Here is a 15656-nt window from a genome sequence, read left to right as displayed (position 1 = left end):
TCCTGGAGGAGAACGGCATGCCGGAGAAAATCGAGCAGGACGCCATGGATGGCACCCTGGAGCAGGAACTGGAGCGCGAACGGCGCGAGCATGCGCTGATCGATGAGGAAAAGCTGGGGATGGACGAACTGGAGGAAGAGCGCCTGAAGCATGACCGCCCGCCGCCAGTGCCGACCATCCGGCCTTAGCGCGCCTGGCCGTGCCCCCGCAAGCCAGCGTACGCCTCCTTGAAACGCCGTGCCAGCCTTGACCATGCGCCAGGAGGCGCGCTGCACAGCTGCGCCATGCCTGTGGCGCTGCCGTAGTACAGAAAGGTGGGTGAAAAAGCCAGGTCGAGCGCCAGTTCCTGTTTTTCCACGTCGGTGGCGGGAAACCAGAATTCGCCGATGCCTTGCACGCCCATCGCTTCGAGCTGCGCACGGTCCAGGGCCCACATCTCGACGGGCGGGCAGCCGTCGTGCGTGCCCTCCTTGCGCGCAATCGTTTCTGTGCCGAAATTGGCCTTGCGGTTGGCCAGGTAGCGCAGGTAGGCCTGGTAATTGTCCTGCTGTATGCCCATGTCGCGGTAAAACGCCTGTTCGCGGCGCTGCGTGCGCTCAAATTGTTCGAGGCTGTTCATGTCGCCCCTGCTTTGAAACAGCCGGGCCGCATCGGTGGCCGGCACCAGAGCGACGGCGCCCTTTTCCTGGTAGGTGACGCGGATGTTGTGGATGCCGACGACGGAGCCGGGCAGCACGGTCTTGCGCGCGGCGGCGGGAAACAGGTAGTTGGCGCAGGCGGACAGGCAGCGCCCGTCGACGATCAAGTCCAGCTTCTTCGCGCGCAGGATGGCGGCGATGTCCATGGCGCTGTCGATATTGCCGCCATAGGAGTCGACGACGACGGCCCGTATGGGAAAGCGCCCGGTAAGTTCCTTGACGGCCTGCGCCATGTTCACGTCGATGGTGCCGATCAGTACCAGCTCCATGCTTTCCTGCTCGATGCCCGTGAGGCTTATGTTAAGGTGGCGATTGCCATTTTCCCGCATGTGGTAGGGCGAACGCGGGTGGGCGCGTTGGGCGACCGAGTCGGATGGCACGGCATAGCCGGCGGCGCAAGCCGAGGCGCTTGCCAGCGATAGCAGCAGGGCGCAAATGGTGATTTTCATGGTCCGATATTATCAATAATGAAAATTATTGCATAGTATATATTTCATTTTTAGCATCCTGGCGGACCTCTCCTGCCATATCTTGCGCACGGGTGTTTTTTCGCTGCCGCAAGCGCTTATAATTCTTGCGATTCCACTCTGGCGCCCGGGCATGCCGGGCATGGCGCCGCGCGCCGCGTCCAGGCCTGGCGACCGACTTTATAGATGAGAACCCATGCCTATTCCACATCTGCGACTGATTTCTCTGGCGGCACTGTCCGCCTTCCTGGGCACTGCCCCTGCCCAGGCCGCCACCATCTGCACCGCCATGGCCGATGCCAGGGCCGGCACCGTCCTGCTGCAGGAAGGCAACTGCATCGACCGCGTGACGCCTGCCTCCACCTTCAAGATCGCCCTGAGCCTGATGGGCTACGATGCCGGCTTCCTCAAGGATGAGCACAAGCCCCGGCTGCCGTTCCGCCAGGGCTATGTGGACTGGGGCGGCGAGGCCTGGCGCCAGGATACGGACCCGTCGCGCTGGATGCAGTATTCCGTCGTCTGGTATTCGCAGCAGATCACGCAGGCGCTGGGCGCCGAGCGTTTCCAGAAGTACACGCGGGCCCTGGGGTATGGCAATGCGGATGTCTCGGGCGACAAGGGCAAGGACAACAGCCTGGAGCGTTCCTGGATCAGCTCCTCGCTGAAGATTTCGCCGCTGGAGCAGCTGGGCTTCCTGCGCAAGCTCGTCAACGACCAATTGCCTGTCAGCAAGCAGGCAATGGAGCAGACGCGCCGCCTGACGCGCCTGGCGGACGTGGGCGGCTGGCAAGTGCATGGCAAGACGGGCGCCGCCTTCCCGCGCAAGGCGGACGGCAGCTTCGACGAGGCGCATGGCTACGGCTGGTTCGTGGGCTGGGCCAGCAAGGGCGAGCGCACGATCGTCTTCGCGCGCCTCGTGCAGGATGAACAGAAGGGAGCGCAATCGGCGGGCCTGCGCACGCGCGAGGCCATGCTGAAGGAACTGCCGGCGCTGCTGGAGCAGGCGCAGAAGTGAGCCAGCCAGCCGTCACGGCCACTTTCATCGCCACCGATGGTGAATACCTGGAAGCTGTCATCGAGGTGGACGGCCAGCGCCTGCACGTGATGGACGAGTTCGGCGGCGCGCAGATGGCCGCCGGCACGCAGTTCCAGGCCGAACTGCGGCCCCTGCCCGGCGAGAGCGACGACTGGGACGCCATCTTCGGCGCCAATCCCGGTGCGGAAAAAGGCTTGCGCCGGCTCGATGGCTGGCGCTACCTGGCGCTGGGCGTCGTCGTCAGCGTCGATCCCGTCGTCTGCGACTGCGGCCTGCTGCGGGTGGAAGATGCCTTCCGCACGCGCGACGAGCGCTGCGTGGGCGCCTATGTGGGCGTCACCCTGGCGCGGCTCGATGCCGGCATCGCCTAGCCTTGCAGCAAGAGGCCATGGATGAATTGATAGCCGAGCCGTATGCCGATGCAGAATAGGGCATAGGCGCTGGCGGCAAGCAGGAGGGCGCGGTATTGCTGGCGTTCGGACAGGGGCGGCATGGCATTTCACACGGTGGACGGTGGGACGGCATGCGTGACAGCATACGCGATTGTTTCTTTTGAGGCAATAATGTACTTTTCCCCGAGGAACTACGTTACTAATTTCCAGCCAGCCACATTGCCCGCCCTATATACTTGCTGAAACGGATCATCCGGCATCAGACAAGGTTACAGGCATGGCATCAGGCATGGAGCAGTTTCAGGAAAAGGCACGGCAGGTATTGGCAAGGGCGCGCACGCATGCCCTGCGCGTGGCGGGCGTGGCGTGGAGCAGGGCGGTGGCGCTGTCCCGGCGCGGCCACGCTTATTTGATGACCCTGCCGCCCGTGCGGCGCGCGCTCGTGCTGGGCCTGTGGGCGCTGCTGGCCCTGCTGGCGCTGGTGCTGGCCTACATGCTGCTGCTGATTCCCCTGACGCCCAGCATCCACGACCTGCGCCAGGCGCGGGCCGCCGCGCCCAGCACCATGGTCAGCGCCGACGGCAAGGAGCTGGTGCGCTTCGACCAGGGCTTGCAGGAGCGCGTCACCCTGCAGCAGATTTCGCCCAACGTGATCAGCGCCCTGATCGCGACGGAAGACCACCGTTTCTATGAGCACCACGGCATCGATTTCACGCGCACGGCAGGCGCCATCGTGCACAGCCTGCAGGGCAACGCCCAGGGCGGTTCCACCATCACGCAGCAGCTGGCGCGCAACATGTTCCCCGAGGAAATTGGCCGCTCGCGCAACCTGAACCGCAAGCTGAAGGAACTCATCACAGCGCTGAAGATCGAAGCCACCTACAGCAAGACGGAAATCCTGGAAGCCTACCTGAACACGGTGCCTTTCCTGTACAACACCTACGGCATCGAGATGGCGGCCCGCACGTATTTCGACAAGCCCGCGTCGCGCCTCGACATTCTGGAAAGCGCCACCCTGGTCGGCATGCTGAAGGGCACGAATTACTACAATCCGGTGGGCAATCCCGAACGTTCCTTGCAGCGGCGCAATGTGGTGCTGGGCCAGATGCGCAAGCATGACGTCATCGACGAGGCGCGCTACCGGCAGCTGATCAAGCGCCCGCTGCGCCTGCATTTCGAGCGCCAGAGCGAACGGGTGCAGTCCGACAGCCACTTCACGGCCTATGTGCGCAAGTGGCTGATCGACTGGGCCGACGAGAACGATTACAACCTGGAGCGCGACGGCCTGGTGGTGCACACGACGCTGGACCACGACCTGCAGCAGGCGGCCGAGCGCGCCGTCGAACGCCAGGCGAATGCCTTGCAGGCCATCGCCGACGTGGAATGGAGCCGCGCCGGCGTGCCGTCGTCCACCTCGACGGGCATGTACGCGGGCATGCAGGCCGGCAGCGTCGCATTTGATTACTTCTGGAAATCGCATCCGGCCCTGCTGGACGCCTTCGTGCGCGAGTCGGCCGACTACCGCAAGCTGACGGCGGCCGGCGGCACGCCGGACGAGGCGCTGGCGCAGCTGAAGGGCGACCGCGCCTTCATGGCGGCCCTGCGCAAGTCGAAGACGCGTCTGGAGGCGGGCTTCGCGGCCATGGACCCGGCCACGGGCGCCGTGCGCGCCTGGGTGGGCAGCCGCGACTTTGCGCGCGAGCAATTCGACCACGTGTCGCAGGCGGCGCGCCAGCCCGGCTCCACCTTCAAGCCTATCGTGTACGGCGCGGCGCTGGAAAAGGGCCTCAGTCCCGACCACGTCTACCGCGATGCCGTGATGGATATCAAGGCGGCCGACGGCACCAAATGGCGGCCGACGGACATGAGCGGCACGACGGGGCGCGACATGACCATGCGCGACGGCCTCGTGTATTCAAAGAACACCATCACGGCGCAGGTGATGCAGGACGTGGGCTTGCCGCCGATCATCAAGCTGGCCCGCGCGCTGGGCATCCGCGACAGCAAGCTGGAAAAAGTGCCGTCGCTGGCGCTGGGCACCAGCCCCGTGACCCTGCTGGAAATGGTCAACGCCTACGCCAGCATCGCGGCGCAGGGCGAGGCGCGCCTGCCCTTCGTCGTCACGCACATCACTGACCGCGAAGGCAAGACCATCGCCCGTTTCGGCGACGACAAACCCAAGCGCGCCATGCAGGCCGCATCGGCGGCCACTCTGACGGACATGATGCGCGGCGTCATCGACCGCGGCACGGGCACGGCCATCCGCAGCCGCTTCGGCATCCGCTCCGACGTGGCCGGCAAGAGCGGCACGACGCAAAACAATGCGGACGGCTGGTTTATTTTGATGCACCCGGAACTGGTGGGCGGCGCCTGGGTGGGCTTCAACGACGCGCGCGTCACCATGCGCAGCAATTACTGGGGCCAGGGCGGCCACAATGCCGTGCTGGTGGTGGGCGACTTCTTCAAGACGGCGCTGGACACGGGCAAGATCGCGCGCGATGCCATTTTCCCCGGCGGCAAGCCGCCACCGCCGCTGCGCCACGTGGAGCCCGTCGAGGCGCCGCAGGATGAACCCGTGGAAGAGCCGGGCGATCTGCTGCCCGAAGGCGCGCCGCCCGCGCCGCTGGCCATGCCGCCCGAAGGCGAGGGCGGGCAGGAAGCGCACGGCAAGGCGGTGCCGGAGCCGGTGCCCGCACCCGCGCCGCAGCCGGCGCCGCAGGGTTAAAAGGATCCAAGGGGCCATTCCGTGCTTAAAAAACTGCTGGCGTTGATGCTGTGTTGCGCGCTTGATTCCTCTGCGGAAGAATTGATCCAGGTCGGCTCGCCAATGGGCTATATTGCGCTACCTCAAGTCGTCGAGCATTCTTCCCTGGTGGCGCAGGTGACGGTCGTGTCCGCGACGGTGGTGCCGCAGGAGGATGCTGCTGATGGGAAACCCTGTGGCATTGTCTACCGGGCAAAAGTCGTGCAGGCATTGAAGGGCAGCCGGGACGGCGATGTGCGGTTTTTCCTGCCAGTGGAGATTTATCCTCTCCAAGCGGGTCTCAAGTACCTGGTATTCCTGGAGCATCGAAGCGAGCGCCAGGCCAGGGACCTCTTTGCGTCCCTGAACGTGGCCTTGCCTTTTGAGGAAAGCAAGCGCTTGAAGTGTAAATTTCCAGAGGGATATTATGTTTCCCTGCAGGCGGACGCCCTGGCATTTGATGCAGATGCCGGGAGACAATTTGGTGGTGAGTGGCTGAGCCTGGTAAGAGGCGGGGTGCCAGCGCGCCTCTTGCTTTGCGAAGTCCCTGGGATCACTATCAGTACAGTGGAAAGCGGGCACCATCGACGAATAAAATCCGGCGGCGCGGTGGTCAGCTGGACTGAAATGGCCCGCCTGATCAAAAGGGCCGACAGCGTGTTGAGCTTCTTGAACAGGGGACTCGATGCGTGCAGCCAGTAAGCCGTGCCGCCGCCCGTTCCAGTCTCGGATTTAGGGTGTATTGCGCATCAGCCCGCCTGGCGCACGAATACCTGCAGCGCGGGCATGGTCTGTTGGTGCAGCGCTTCCAGTTCCATGCGCAGCGCGGGTGTGACGACGAGGCTGCCGTCGGCCTGGCGGTGCAGGGGCAGGCCCAGCGCCTGTGCCATTTCCACGGTGTAATTCGTAAAATTGCCATACGGCCGCTTGCCATCCACGGCCGGGGTGGGCCAACAGCCTTCGGCCAGATAATCCTCGGCGCTGCCCATGCCCAGCATCTCCAGCGACAGCCACGACTGCTGGCGCAGCAGTTGCAGGTGGCGGGTGGTAAACGTGAACGGCGCCTTGCCGTTGGCATAGCTGCCCGGTTTCAGATTTGCCATCTGCACGAAATGGGGCAGCAGCAACGCCGCTTCCATCAGGCGCTGCGCGGCCAGGGGCGCATCCTTGCCGGCAATGGCCTGCATGGCCAGCGCCAGGGTGTCGCCCGGGCCCAGCGGCTGGGCCGGGTTGAGCATGGGCGCGCCGCTTTCCACGGGCGACCAGCCGATCCGGAACTGCCGTAGCAGGGCCAGGTGGTGCACGTTCAGCACCTTGGGGGGCGGCGCGTCGAGGGTCGTCAGGATGCGCCGGCGCACGGCGGCGGGCAGGGGGCCGCCGGCCGCGCGGGCCAGCGTGGGCGAGCACAGCAGGGCACCGGCAAGGCGCAGCAGCCGGCGCCGGAACGGCAGGGCAGGGATCAGCGATGGCATGGCAGCTGGCGCGTCACGGTTTGCCCGTATCCTGGCGCTGGAATTCGATGCGGTTTTCCTGGTAGTCCCACTTCGTGTAGGGGCCGAACACGCGCCGGTTTTCCTTGCTGTCCGCGTTCGACTGCTCGCGCTTCATGCGCCGCACGAGGGCGGTGTCGGCCAGCGGCGCGCTCGTGGGACCGAACACTTCGTGGCGCACGCTCTGCCTGGCGTCGGCGCCGCGCGAAATGATGGTGAGCTTGCGCGAGGCGGGATCGAAGTACAGGCGCATGGCGAAGGTGTTCATGTCCTGCAGGTACAGGCCCTCGTCGCGCCACTGGGCATAGAAATAGTCGCCGCAGACGGCCTTCGGCTCGCGTCTCCACTCGCAGGCAAGCAGGATCAGCAGGTGATGGTCGTCGAGTTGCTTGATCGACACACGGGCCTTGGAATAGCCCCAGGTGCTGGGCGGCACGGTCGTCGACGAGAGCAGATTATATTCGCCCACGAGGTTGGGCATGGGGGGCTGCGCCGAAGCGCTGCCGCACAGGGTCAAGGCGGCTGCCAGTGCGGCGCCGCGTATCCGGGAAAAGGTTGTCATGATTGCCATAAAGAAAAGTTGCCACATTATAGATGGCAACTTGCCAAGATGGCCGCGCGTTTGAACGGGCCGCCTGCGCTTACTTCAGCTTGCTCAATTCCGCCACGTCGATCCTGGCCACCTTGCCATCCGTGGCGGCCACCAGGGTCAGGAAGTGGGGCGTCGCTTCATGCGCCCTCAAGGCGGCCGTGTCGGCCCACTCTTCCAGCATGATGAAGCGGGTGGGGATCTTGTTGTCGACATGCAGTTCGTAGCGCAGGCAGGCACTTTCCGCGCGGCTGGGCGGCACGACGGCTTCCAGGGCGGCGCGCACGGCGTCGACATGTTGAGGTTGGGCATCGATGGTGGCGACGACGATCAGGGTCATGGTGGTCCTTGTGTAGTGGTGGGGCGCAAGCAGCTTAGCGCATCCTGACCTTTCTTGCCTGCCACCCACAGTCCGGCTGCGCCGCAACCGTTTGCGCCGCAGCCAGAAAACTTCCCTGCCGATTACGCGGCCTGCAGCGCCCCGATCTGGGCGAATGCGGCGCTCAAGGCTTGCGCCCGGGCGTCGTCGCTGACCTTGACGCCTTCGGCGCGCACGATCTCGAGCTCGGTGATGCCGAGGAAGCCGAGGAAGCTGCGCAGATGGCTTTCCTGGTGTTCCAGCGCGGCCATCGGCGTGTCGGCGCCGTAATAGCCGCCGCGCGTCGAGGCGATGATCACGCGCTTGGCGCCCAGCAAGCCTTCCGGGCCATTGGCGCCATACTGGAACGTCTTGCCCGGCACGGCCAGCGCGTCCAGCCACGATTTGAGCTGGCTGGGGATGGCGAAGTTGTACATGGGCGCGCCGATGACGATGACGTCGGCGGCCAGCACCTGTTCCAGGGCGGCAGCCAGCGCCGCAGCGTCGTCGGCGCCGGGGGCGGCCGTGAATTGCGGCAGGGGCTGGGCGGCCAGGTCGCGGTAGTGGACCGTGGCGCCAGGCGCGGCCGTCTGCAGGCGGGCCGCGATGGCGGCGGACAGCTGGCGGCTGATGGAATGCTCGCCGAGGATGCTCGAATCGATGTGCAGGATGTTCATGATAGCCTTCTTGGGTGGTATGATCGGGTGGTATGCTTTTGTTACCGAGGTAAATATAGTGACTATCAAATGAACGCACAAGAAGGCACTTTTTCCACACTGGGGCACACGGAGGTAACCATGGACGAGGTGGCGGCGCGCAGTGCGGAGCTGGAACGGCGCATGCGCGACCATGGCGGCCATGCGGGTGTGGCGGACTCGTGCCGCCCCATCACGGACATCCTCACGCGCGTGGGCGACAAATGGAGCGTGATGGTGGTGATGCTGCTGGGCAATGGCACCAAGCGCTTCAACGAGATGCGCCGTCTGATCGGCGGCATTTCGCAGCGCATGCTCACCCTGACCCTGCGCGGCCTCGAGCGCGACGGGCTGGTGACGCGCACCGTTTTCCCCACCGTGCCGCCGCGCGTCGACTACGCGCTGACGGACCTGGGGCGTTCCTTGTTGCCCCCCATCAGCGCGCTGGGCGCCTGGGCGTACGGTCACCGCGACGCCATCGATGCGGCGCGGCTGGCGTTTGATGCCAGGGCAGGGACGCAGCTCGCCGCGGACGATTAAATGTCGATGACGGCCAGCATGTCGCAGCCGTCGGCATCCATGCCGGTTTCCACGAAACCCATGCTGGCATAGAACTGTTTCGCGTTTGCATTACCGGGCTTGTAGCAGATTGCGATGCTGCGCGCATCGGGGCGGGCGCGGATGTCCGCCAGCGCCAGGGCGAGGGCGGCGCGGCCGTGGCCCTGTCCCTGGCGCCGGTGATCGATCATGAAGCGCCAGATCCGGTAGTGGCCGGGCGGGTCGTCCGCGTCGGGCGAGACGAACATCAGGAAGCCGGTGACCTCCTCATCGGCATACACGGCGCGCGTATGCATGGTGGCGGGGTAAAAGCTCGCCTGCGCGATGGAATAGTCGTTGCTGGCCAGATAGTCGCGCTGCGCCGGCAGCAGGGGCAATTCGCTGATGAGGTCGAAATTGTCGGCGGTGACGGCGCGCAGGCTGATGGGCATGGTTGAAAATATGTAAATGGCAAGGCGCGGCAGTATGCGGAAAAGTTACGCAACAGGCAATGCCGCACCGTCGCCGGCGCCAAACAGCTGCGCCATCGTCTGGCGCAGCCAGCGGTTCGACGCATCCTCGTGGTAGCGCTCGTGCCAGTGCTGCTTGACTGAAAAGCTGGGCAGCTGCACCGGCAGGGGCAGGATGCGGAACGCTTCGTGGTCCTGCATCTGCAGCGCGTAGCGGTACGGTACCGTGACGATGTACTCGGTTTCGGCGACGATGCGCGACACGCCCAGGAAGCTGGGCAATTTCAGCACGATGCGCCGCTGCACGCCGGCCGCCGCCAGCACCTTTTCCACGATGGAGTGGCCCGTGCCCGAGCTTTTCACTTCGATATGTCCCTCCTGCAGGAATTGTTCCACCGTAATCGTGTCGCGGATGCGCGGGTGCGCGCGCGCCACCAGGCAGACAAAATGCTGGTCGAACAGTTTCTGCTGATAAAACCCCGATTCCAGGTGCGGCATGAAGCCCACGGCCAGGTCCACTTCGCCCCCTTCCAGGCGCCCGGGCGTGTCCGTGGCGATCTTCGACACGTCCAGGGTGATGCCGGGGCCGATCTGCTGCAGGTGGTTGAGCAGGGTGGGCAGCAGCACGACTTCGCTGATGTCCGTCATGCAGATGGCAAATTCGCGCGTGCTGGCGGCCGGGTCGAACACGGGCTGGTCGGCCAGCGCGTGCTGCCAGGCGGCAATGGCAGCGCGCACGTCCTGCACGGCATTCTGCGCGCGCGGCGTCGGCTCCATGCCTTTCGAGGTGCGCGCGAACAGGCGGTCGCCGAAATGCGTGCGCAGCTTGCCCAGGCCGATGCTCACCGTCGACTGCGGCAAGCCCAGGTTTTCCGCCGCGCGCGTCACGTTGCGGCTCTTGTAGATCTCGTCAAAGATGAACAGCAGTTCGATATCGAAGCGGGACATGGGGGTCAGCCTTTCCAGCATTATTTAAAAACGTGATTGTGGCTATTGTATTCCATCGCTTTACCAAATATTGAGCTGTCGGCACACTGCCTGCATACCAGGAGCACGCCAACGTGCTTCGCACAAGCACACAGATCAATTGGAGGAGAGAAATGGAAACTACCCACAAACCGTCGGTCTTGATCGTCGGCGGCGGCATCGGCGGCATGGCCGCCGCCCTGTCCCTGTCGCGCCTCGGCATGGCCGTCACCGTGCTGGAACAGGCCGCCACCCTGGGCGAAATCGGCGCCGGCATCCAGCTGGCGCCCAACGCCTTCGCCGCGCTCGATGCGCTGGGCGTGGGCGAACGCACCCGGGCCCGCGCCGTGTTCACGGAACGCCTGGTCATGATGGACGCCGTCGACGCCGCCGAAGTGGGCACCTTCGTCGTCGACGCGGCCTTCCGCCAGCGCTTCGGCAATCCCTATGCCGTCATCCACCGGGCCGACATCCATGGCGCCATCCTCGACGCCGTGCGCACCTCGCCCCTGATCACCTTTGTCACCTCGTCGCACGTGACGGATGTCGCGGAAGACGAGACGGGCGTCACCGTGCTGGATGCGGCGGGGCGCAGCTTCCGCGCCGACGCGCTGATCGGCTGCGACGGCGTCAAGTCCGTGATCCGCGAGCGCATCGTCGGCGACAAGGTCCGCGTGTCCGGCCACGTGGTCTACCGCGCCGTCGTGCCGGCGGCCGACATGCCGGCCGACCTGCGCTGGAACGCGCCCGTCGTCTGGGCCGGGCCGAACTGCCACCTCGTGCACTACCCGCTGCGCAATGGCGAACAATACAACCTGGTGGTGACCTTCCACAGCCGCGAACAGGAGCAGTGGAACGTCACGGACGGCAGCAAGGAAGAAGTGCTGTCCTACTTCGACGGCATCGACGCGCAGCCGCGCCAGCTGCTGCACAAGCCCACGAGCTGGCGCCGCTGGAGCACGGCCGACCGCGATCCCGTCGCCAACTGGAGCACGCGGCGCATGACCCTGCTGGGCGACTCGGCCCACCCGATGCTGCAATACCTGGCGCAGGGCGCCTGCATGGCGCTGGAAGACGCCGTGACCCTGGGCGAGGCCGTGCGCGCCTGCGACTTCGACATGGCGGCCGCCTTCCAGCTGTACCAGGCCTCGCGCATCGCCCGCACGGCCCGCGTCGTGCTGTCGGCCCGTGAAATGGGGCGCCTGTATCACGCCCGGGGCGTCGAACGCCTGGTGCGCAACGACCTGTGGCGCGGCCGCACGCCCGCACAATTCTACGAGGCGCTGGCCTGGCTGTATGGCTGGACGGCGCAAACCTGCCTGGCAACCTCCCTGAAAGACGCAGCATGACTTCCCAGCAAACCCCCGAACGCGAAGCCCTGTACCACGCATTGAGCGGCATGCACCTGTCGCCGCTGTGGCAATCCCTGCACGCGCTGGTGCCGCCCCATCCGACGGCGCCGTACGCGGCGGCCCTGTGGCGCTATGCCGACATCGCGCCGCAGCTGGCGCGCGCCGGCGAAGTCATCACGGCCCACGAAGCCGTGCGCCGCGTCCTCGTGCTGGAAAACCCGGCCTTGCCGGGCCGCTCCTCCATCACGCAATCGCTGTATGCGGGATTGCAGCTGATCTTGCCCGGCGAAGTGGCGCCGTCGCACCGCCACAGCCAGTCCGCGCTGCGCTTCGTGATCGAAGGGCAGGGCGCCTACACGACGGTGGCGGGCGAGCGCACCACCATGCACCCGGGCGACTTCATCATCACGCCGTCGTGGACCTGGCATGACCACGGCAACCTGGGCGTCGACGGCGTCTGCGAGCCTGTCGTGTGGCTCGACGGCCTCGACATCCCCATGCTGCGCTATTTCGACTCCGGCTTCGCGGAAAACGATACGCAGGACAGCCAGAGCGTCAGCCGCCCGGAAGGCCAGAGCTTTGCCCGCTACGGCTACAACATGGCGCCCGTGAAGCAGCTGCACGAGGGCGCCACCTCGCCCATCTTCAACTACCCGTATGCCCGCTCGCGCGAGGCGCTGGACCTGCTGTCGCGCACGGACGCCATCGACGACTGGCACGGCTACAAGCTGCGCTACGTGAACCCGCTGACGGGCGGCGCGCCCATGCCCACCATGGCCACCTTCCTGCAGCTGCTGCCCAGGGGTTTCAAGGGCAAGCGCGCGCGCAGCACGGACGGCACCGTCTACAGCGTCGTCGAAGGCCACGGCACGGCGACGATCGGCGGGCAGGTGTTTGACTTCGCGCCGCGCGACACCTTCGTCGTGCCGTCGTGGGCGGCTGTTTCCTTCGATTGCCCGCAGGACGACGTCGTGCTGTTCAGTTTTTCCGACCGCCCCGTGCAGCAAGCCATGGGCGTGCTGCGCGAGCAGTTTTTGACCGATTGATTTTTCACACAGGATTTCACCATGACGACCTTCATTTTCGCCCCCCAGGCCATCGCCGGCCTGCCCATCCTCGGCACGGACGCGCAGTTCCCCGTGCGCCGCATCTACTGCGTGGGCCGCAACTACGCCGCCCATGCGCGCGAAATGGGTTTCGACCCGGAGCGCGAGCCGCCTTTCTTCTTTTGCAAGCCGAATGACGACAAGTCCGTCGTCCCCGTGCTCCCCGGCGTGGCGGCGACGGTGCCGTATCCGGCGCAGACGTCGAACTACCACCATGAAATCGAACTGGTGGTCGCCATCGGCAAGGGCGGCAGCAATATCGCCCTGGAAGACGCGGCGTCGCACATCTTCGGCTACGGCGTGGGCCTGGACATGACGCGGCGCGACCTGCAGATGCGCATGCGCGAGCAGGGCCGCCCATGGGAAATCGGCAAGGCCTTCGACTATTCGGCGCCCATCGGCGCGCTCACGCCCATCGCCAGCAGCGGCGAAATCACCACGGGCGCCATCGTGCTGGAAGTCGACGGCAAGGTCGTGCAGACGAGCGACCTGGCGCACCTGATCTGGTCCGTCAATGAAGTCATCGCCAACCTGTCGACCCTGTTCGAGCTGCAGCCGGGCGACATCATCATGACGGGCACGCCCGAAGGCGTGGGCGCCGTCACGCCCGGCCAGACGATGGACGCGCGCATCGCCGGCCTGACGCCGATCACGGTCGCCGTCAAGTAAAAAACCACGGGGCCAGCGCGGCACAGACCGCGCAGCCCCAGCGAACAATAACAATGGAGACACCAGCATGCCCACCCACGCCAGTACCGACGTCCAGCATTTCCTCGACCAACACCCGTTTTCCCGCTACCAGAAGCTGATCCTCTGGCTGTGCTTCCTGATCGTCGCCATCGACGGCTTCGACACGGCCTCGATCGGCTTCATCGCGCCCGCCATCCGCGCCGAATGGAGCCTGACGCCCGCCGCGCTGGCGCCCCTGTTCGGCGCGGGCCTGTTTGGCCTGATGGCAGGCTCCTTCTTGTTCGGCCCCCTGGCGGACCGCTACGGCCGCCGGCCCGTGCTGATCGTTTCGGTCGCCTTCTTTGGCGCGGCCAGCCTGCTGTCGGCCTGGTCGACGGATTTGACCATGCTGCTGGTGCTGCGCTTCCTGACGGGGCTGGGCCTGGGCGGCGCCATGCCCACGTCCGTCACCATGACGTCCGAATACTGCCCGCAGCAGCGCCGTTCCGGCCTCGTGACCCTGATGTTCTGCGGCTTTACCATCGGTTCCGCGCTGGGTGGCCTGGCCTCGGCGCAGCTGCTGCACCTGATCGGCTGGCGCGGCGTGCTGATGCTGGGCGGCGCCTTGCCGCTGCTGCTGGTGCCCGTGCTGCTGCTGGCGCTGCCCGAATCGCTGCGCTGGCTCGTGCTCAAGGGACGCGACGGCAGCCAGAAGATCATGCGCCGCATCGCGCCCACCCTGGACAGCCTGCCGCGCCTCGTCGTGAGCGACAAGAAACTGGCCGGCTCGCCGATGGCGGAACTGTTCCGCCCCGGCGTGATCGGCGGCACCTTGCTGCTGTGGTCCACTTTTTTCATGAGCCTGCTGATCATCTATCTGCTGTCGAGCTGGATGCCGACTTTGCTTAACGGCAATGGCCTGTCCCTGTCGAACGCTTCGCTGGTGACGATGATGTTCCAGGTGGGCGGCACGGTGGGGGCGATTCTGCTGGGCCGCTGGATGGACCGCCACAGCCCCCATAAGGTGCTGAGCATCGCCTACCTGGCCGCCGCCGGCTGCATCGTCGTCGTGGCCCTGTCGGGCAGCAACCTGGCCTTGCTGGTGCTGGCCGTCTTCGGCGTGGGCTTTGGCGTGAGCGGCTCGCAAGTGGGCGCCAATGCGCTGGCGGCCGCCTTCTATCCCACCTCCAGCCGCGCCACGGGCGTCAGCTGGGCCGCCGCCGTGGGCCGCAGCGGCTCCGTGCTCGGTTCCATGGCCGGCGGCCTGATGCTGACCCTGAAGCTCGATAACGAAACCATCTTCTTCCTGCTGGCCATCCCCGCCGTGCTGGCGTCCCTGGCCTTGCTGGCCATGGGGCGCCTGATGCGCGCCCGCGGCGCGGCCAGCGCCGTTCCCGCCACCCTGACTGAAAGTACCGTATGAAACTGCATGGCTATTACCGCAGCTCCGCATCCTACCGCGTGCGCATCGCGCTGAACCTGAAAAACCTGCGTGCCGACACGGCCTATGTGCACCTGAGCCGCCATGGCGGCGAGCAGTTCACGCCCGATTTTTCCAGCCTGAACCCGCAGCAGCTGCTGCCCGTACTGGAAACGGGCGGCGCCGTGCTGACGCAGTCGCTGGCCATCATCGAATACCTGGACGAGACGCGGCCCGGCATGGCCCTGCTGCCGCAGGACGCGCTGGGACGCGCCCGTGTGCGCCAGCTGGCCATGGTGTGCGCCTGCGACATCCATCCGCTCAACAACCTGCGCGTCCTGAACTACCTGACGGGACCCCTGGCCCTGTCGCAGGAGCAGAAGAACGCCTGGTACCGGCACTGGACGCACCTGGGCCTGGCCGCGCTGGAGGCGGAACTGGCGCGCAGCCCGCACACGGGCCTGTTCTGCCATGGCGATACGCCCACCCTGGCCGACTGCTGCCTGGTGCCGCAGGTGTACAACGCGCGGCGCTTCCAGTGCGACCTGGCCGCGTACCCGACGATCTGCCGCATCGTGGCGCAGTGCGAGGCGCTGCCCGCGTTTCAGCAGGCGCACCCCGATGCGCAGCCGGACGCAGAGTAAAAAAACTAAAAACCAGCATCAGGA

At 65.8% G+C, this 15656-nt stretch carries 19 protein-coding genes; 11 read left to right on the top strand and 8 right to left on the bottom strand.

All coding sequences use genetic code 11. The features are described 5' to 3' along the window. Positions 1–17: 17 nt before the first annotated feature. Positions 18–188, top strand: coding sequence for a hypothetical protein (locus EBS11_RS00260; protein ID WP_290599609.1), 171 nt, complete (start codon positions 18–20; stop codon positions 186–188). Here EBS11_RS00260 and EBS11_RS00255 read toward each other — a convergent pair. Next, entirely contained in the window at positions 185–1147 is a 963-nt protein-coding gene (locus EBS11_RS00255) for a hypothetical protein (protein WP_290599607.1), read from the bottom strand. The two genes, EBS11_RS00260 and EBS11_RS00255, sit on opposite strands and share 4 nt — an antisense overlap. A gap of 214 nt (positions 1148–1361) precedes the next feature. On the opposite strand from EBS11_RS00255, the gene blaOXA reads away from it, so the two are divergent. Together blaOXA and EBS11_RS00245 are read left to right on the top strand one after the other, a co-directional pair. Then, entirely contained in the window at positions 1362–2180 is an 819-nt protein-coding gene (gene blaOXA, locus EBS11_RS00250; protein ID WP_290599605.1) for a class D beta-lactamase, read from the top strand. After that, positions 2177–2572, top strand: a complete 396-nt coding sequence (locus EBS11_RS00245) for a hypothetical protein (RefSeq protein WP_290599604.1) — start codon at positions 2177–2179, stop codon at positions 2570–2572. The genes blaOXA and EBS11_RS00245 overlap by 4 nt, the downstream gene beginning before the upstream one ends. Here EBS11_RS00245 and EBS11_RS00240 read toward each other — a convergent pair. Beyond that, positions 2569–2694 carry a hypothetical protein gene (locus tag EBS11_RS00240; protein WP_290599603.1) on the bottom strand — a complete coding sequence of 42 codons (126 nt, stop codon included), beginning with the start codon at positions 2692–2694 and terminating at the stop codon, positions 2569–2571. The two genes, EBS11_RS00245 and EBS11_RS00240, sit on opposite strands and share 4 nt — an antisense overlap. A 188-nt stretch (positions 2695–2882) precedes the next feature. Here EBS11_RS00240 and EBS11_RS00235 point away from each other — a divergent pair, with 188 nt between their 5' ends. Together EBS11_RS00235 and EBS11_RS00230 are read left to right on the top strand one after the other, a co-directional pair. Further along, positions 2883–5318 carry a PBP1A family penicillin-binding protein gene (locus tag EBS11_RS00235; RefSeq protein ID WP_290599602.1) on the top strand — a complete coding sequence of 812 codons (2436 nt, stop codon included), beginning with the start codon at positions 2883–2885 and terminating at the stop codon, positions 5316–5318. A gap of 21 nt (positions 5319–5339) precedes the next feature. Further along, entirely contained in the window at positions 5340–6038 is a 699-nt protein-coding gene (locus EBS11_RS00230; protein ID WP_290599600.1) for a hypothetical protein, read from the top strand. A gap of 47 nt (positions 6039–6085) precedes the next feature. On the opposite strand, the gene EBS11_RS00225 is transcribed toward EBS11_RS00230, so the two are convergent. From EBS11_RS00225 to EBS11_RS00210, 4 genes are all read right to left on the bottom strand, one after another. Continuing rightward, positions 6086–6808, bottom strand: a complete 723-nt coding sequence (locus EBS11_RS00225; protein WP_290599599.1) for a hypothetical protein — start codon at positions 6806–6808, stop codon at positions 6086–6088. 13 nt (positions 6809–6821) lie between these two features. Further along, entirely contained in the window at positions 6822–7388 is a 567-nt protein-coding gene (locus EBS11_RS00220) for a hypothetical protein (RefSeq protein WP_290599598.1), read from the bottom strand. Between the two features lie 79 nt (positions 7389–7467). Continuing rightward, positions 7468–7755 (bottom strand): putative quinol monooxygenase, encoded by a 288-nt coding sequence (locus EBS11_RS00215; protein WP_290599597.1) that lies wholly within the window; start codon positions 7753–7755, stop codon positions 7468–7470. A 122-nt stretch (positions 7756–7877) separates the two neighbouring features. Beyond that, complete coding sequence (locus EBS11_RS00210; RefSeq protein WP_290599596.1) at positions 7878–8450, bottom strand: NAD(P)H-dependent oxidoreductase; 573 nt, start codon at positions 8448–8450, stop codon at positions 7878–7880. Between the two features lie 162 nt (positions 8451–8612). Here EBS11_RS00210 and EBS11_RS00205 point away from each other — a divergent pair, with 162 nt between their 5' ends. Beyond that, a complete protein-coding gene (locus tag EBS11_RS00205; protein ID WP_290599832.1) occupies positions 8613–9008 on the top strand; it encodes a helix-turn-helix domain-containing protein in 396 nt (131 codons plus the stop codon). Here EBS11_RS00205 and EBS11_RS00200 read toward each other — a convergent pair. Together EBS11_RS00200 and EBS11_RS00195 are read right to left on the bottom strand one after the other, a co-directional pair. Next, on the bottom strand, positions 9005–9457 hold the full coding sequence (locus EBS11_RS00200; RefSeq protein ID WP_290599595.1) for a GNAT family N-acetyltransferase: 453 nt from the start codon (positions 9455–9457) through the stop codon (positions 9005–9007). The genes EBS11_RS00205 and EBS11_RS00200 overlap by 4 nt on opposite strands. Before the next feature lie 45 nt (positions 9458–9502). Beyond that, complete coding sequence (locus EBS11_RS00195) at positions 9503–10423, bottom strand: LysR family transcriptional regulator (RefSeq protein ID WP_290599590.1); 921 nt, start codon at positions 10421–10423, stop codon at positions 9503–9505. Between the two features lie 152 nt (positions 10424–10575). Between EBS11_RS00195 and EBS11_RS00190 the strand changes: the two genes are divergently transcribed. The 5 genes from EBS11_RS00190 (at position 10576) to maiA (ending at position 15632) form a co-directional block, all read left to right on the top strand. Then, a complete protein-coding gene (locus EBS11_RS00190; protein ID WP_290599588.1) occupies positions 10576–11790 on the top strand; it encodes a 3-hydroxybenzoate 6-monooxygenase in 1215 nt (404 codons plus the stop codon). Beyond that, a complete protein-coding gene (gene gtdA, locus EBS11_RS00185; protein WP_290599587.1) occupies positions 11787–12839 on the top strand; it encodes a gentisate 1,2-dioxygenase in 1053 nt (350 codons plus the stop codon). The genes EBS11_RS00190 and gtdA overlap by 4 nt, the downstream gene beginning before the upstream one ends. A 21-nt stretch (positions 12840–12860) precedes the next feature. Further along, the gene (locus tag EBS11_RS00180; RefSeq protein WP_290599586.1) at positions 12861–13568 is read left to right on the top strand and encodes a fumarylacetoacetate hydrolase family protein; all 708 of its coding nucleotides are present in this window, start codon (positions 12861–12863) and stop codon (positions 13566–13568) included. A 67-nt stretch (positions 13569–13635) separates the two neighbouring features. Next, positions 13636–14991 carry an aromatic acid/H+ symport family MFS transporter gene (locus EBS11_RS00175; protein ID WP_290599585.1) on the top strand — a complete coding sequence of 452 codons (1356 nt, stop codon included), beginning with the start codon at positions 13636–13638 and terminating at the stop codon, positions 14989–14991. Continuing rightward, positions 14988–15632, top strand: a complete 645-nt coding sequence (maiA, locus tag EBS11_RS00170) for a maleylacetoacetate isomerase (protein ID WP_290599584.1) — start codon at positions 14988–14990, stop codon at positions 15630–15632. The genes EBS11_RS00175 and maiA overlap by 4 nt, the downstream gene beginning before the upstream one ends. Positions 15633–15656: the final 24 nt, after the last annotated feature.

Origin of the sequence: Janthinobacterium sp., from assembly GCF_009923995.1 — a bacterium.
In the GTDB taxonomy this organism is placed as follows: domain Bacteria; phylum Pseudomonadota; class Gammaproteobacteria; order Burkholderiales; family Burkholderiaceae_D; genus Janthinobacterium.
The sequence above is the reverse complement of the archived record's forward strand: the minus strand, read 5'-3'. Positions and strand labels throughout refer to the sequence as shown.

Coding starts and splice junctions, on each gene's coding strand:
- EBS11_RS00260 (WP_290599609.1), top strand. CDS start 18: ATGCCGGAGAAAATCGAGCAGGACGCCATGGATGGCACCCTGGAGCAG.
- EBS11_RS00255 (WP_290599607.1), bottom strand. CDS start 1,147: ATGAAAATCACCATTTGCGCCCTGCTGCTATCGCTGGCAAGCGCCTCG.
- blaOXA (WP_290599605.1), top strand. CDS start 1,362: ATGCCTATTCCACATCTGCGACTGATTTCTCTGGCGGCACTGTCCGCC.
- EBS11_RS00240 (WP_290599603.1), bottom strand. CDS start 2,694: ATGCCGCCCCTGTCCGAACGCCAGCAATACCGCGCCCTCCTGCTTGCC.
- EBS11_RS00235 (WP_290599602.1), top strand. CDS start 2,883: ATGGAGCAGTTTCAGGAAAAGGCACGGCAGGTATTGGCAAGGGCGCGC.
- EBS11_RS00225 (WP_290599599.1), bottom strand. CDS start 6,808: ATGCCATCGCTGATCCCTGCCCTGCCGTTCCGGCGCCGGCTGCTGCGC.
- EBS11_RS00220 (WP_290599598.1), bottom strand. CDS start 7,388: ATGACAACCTTTTCCCGGATACGCGGCGCCGCACTGGCAGCCGCCTTG.
- EBS11_RS00215 (WP_290599597.1), bottom strand. CDS start 7,755: ATGACCCTGATCGTCGTCGCCACCATCGATGCCCAACCTCAACATGTC.
- EBS11_RS00210 (WP_290599596.1), bottom strand. CDS start 8,450: ATGAACATCCTGCACATCGATTCGAGCATCCTCGGCGAGCATTCCATC.
- EBS11_RS00205 (WP_290599832.1), top strand. CDS start 8,613: ATGCGCGACCATGGCGGCCATGCGGGTGTGGCGGACTCGTGCCGCCCC.
- EBS11_RS00200 (WP_290599595.1), bottom strand. CDS start 9,457: ATGCCCATCAGCCTGCGCGCCGTCACCGCCGACAATTTCGACCTCATC.
- EBS11_RS00195 (WP_290599590.1), bottom strand. CDS start 10,423: ATGTCCCGCTTCGATATCGAACTGCTGTTCATCTTTGACGAGATCTAC.
- EBS11_RS00190 (WP_290599588.1), top strand. CDS start 10,576: ATGGAAACTACCCACAAACCGTCGGTCTTGATCGTCGGCGGCGGCATC.
- gtdA (WP_290599587.1), top strand. CDS start 11,787: ATGACTTCCCAGCAAACCCCCGAACGCGAAGCCCTGTACCACGCATTG.
- EBS11_RS00180 (WP_290599586.1), top strand. CDS start 12,861: ATGACGACCTTCATTTTCGCCCCCCAGGCCATCGCCGGCCTGCCCATC.
- EBS11_RS00175 (WP_290599585.1), top strand. CDS start 13,636: ATGCCCACCCACGCCAGTACCGACGTCCAGCATTTCCTCGACCAACAC.
- maiA (WP_290599584.1), top strand. CDS start 14,988: ATGAAACTGCATGGCTATTACCGCAGCTCCGCATCCTACCGCGTGCGC.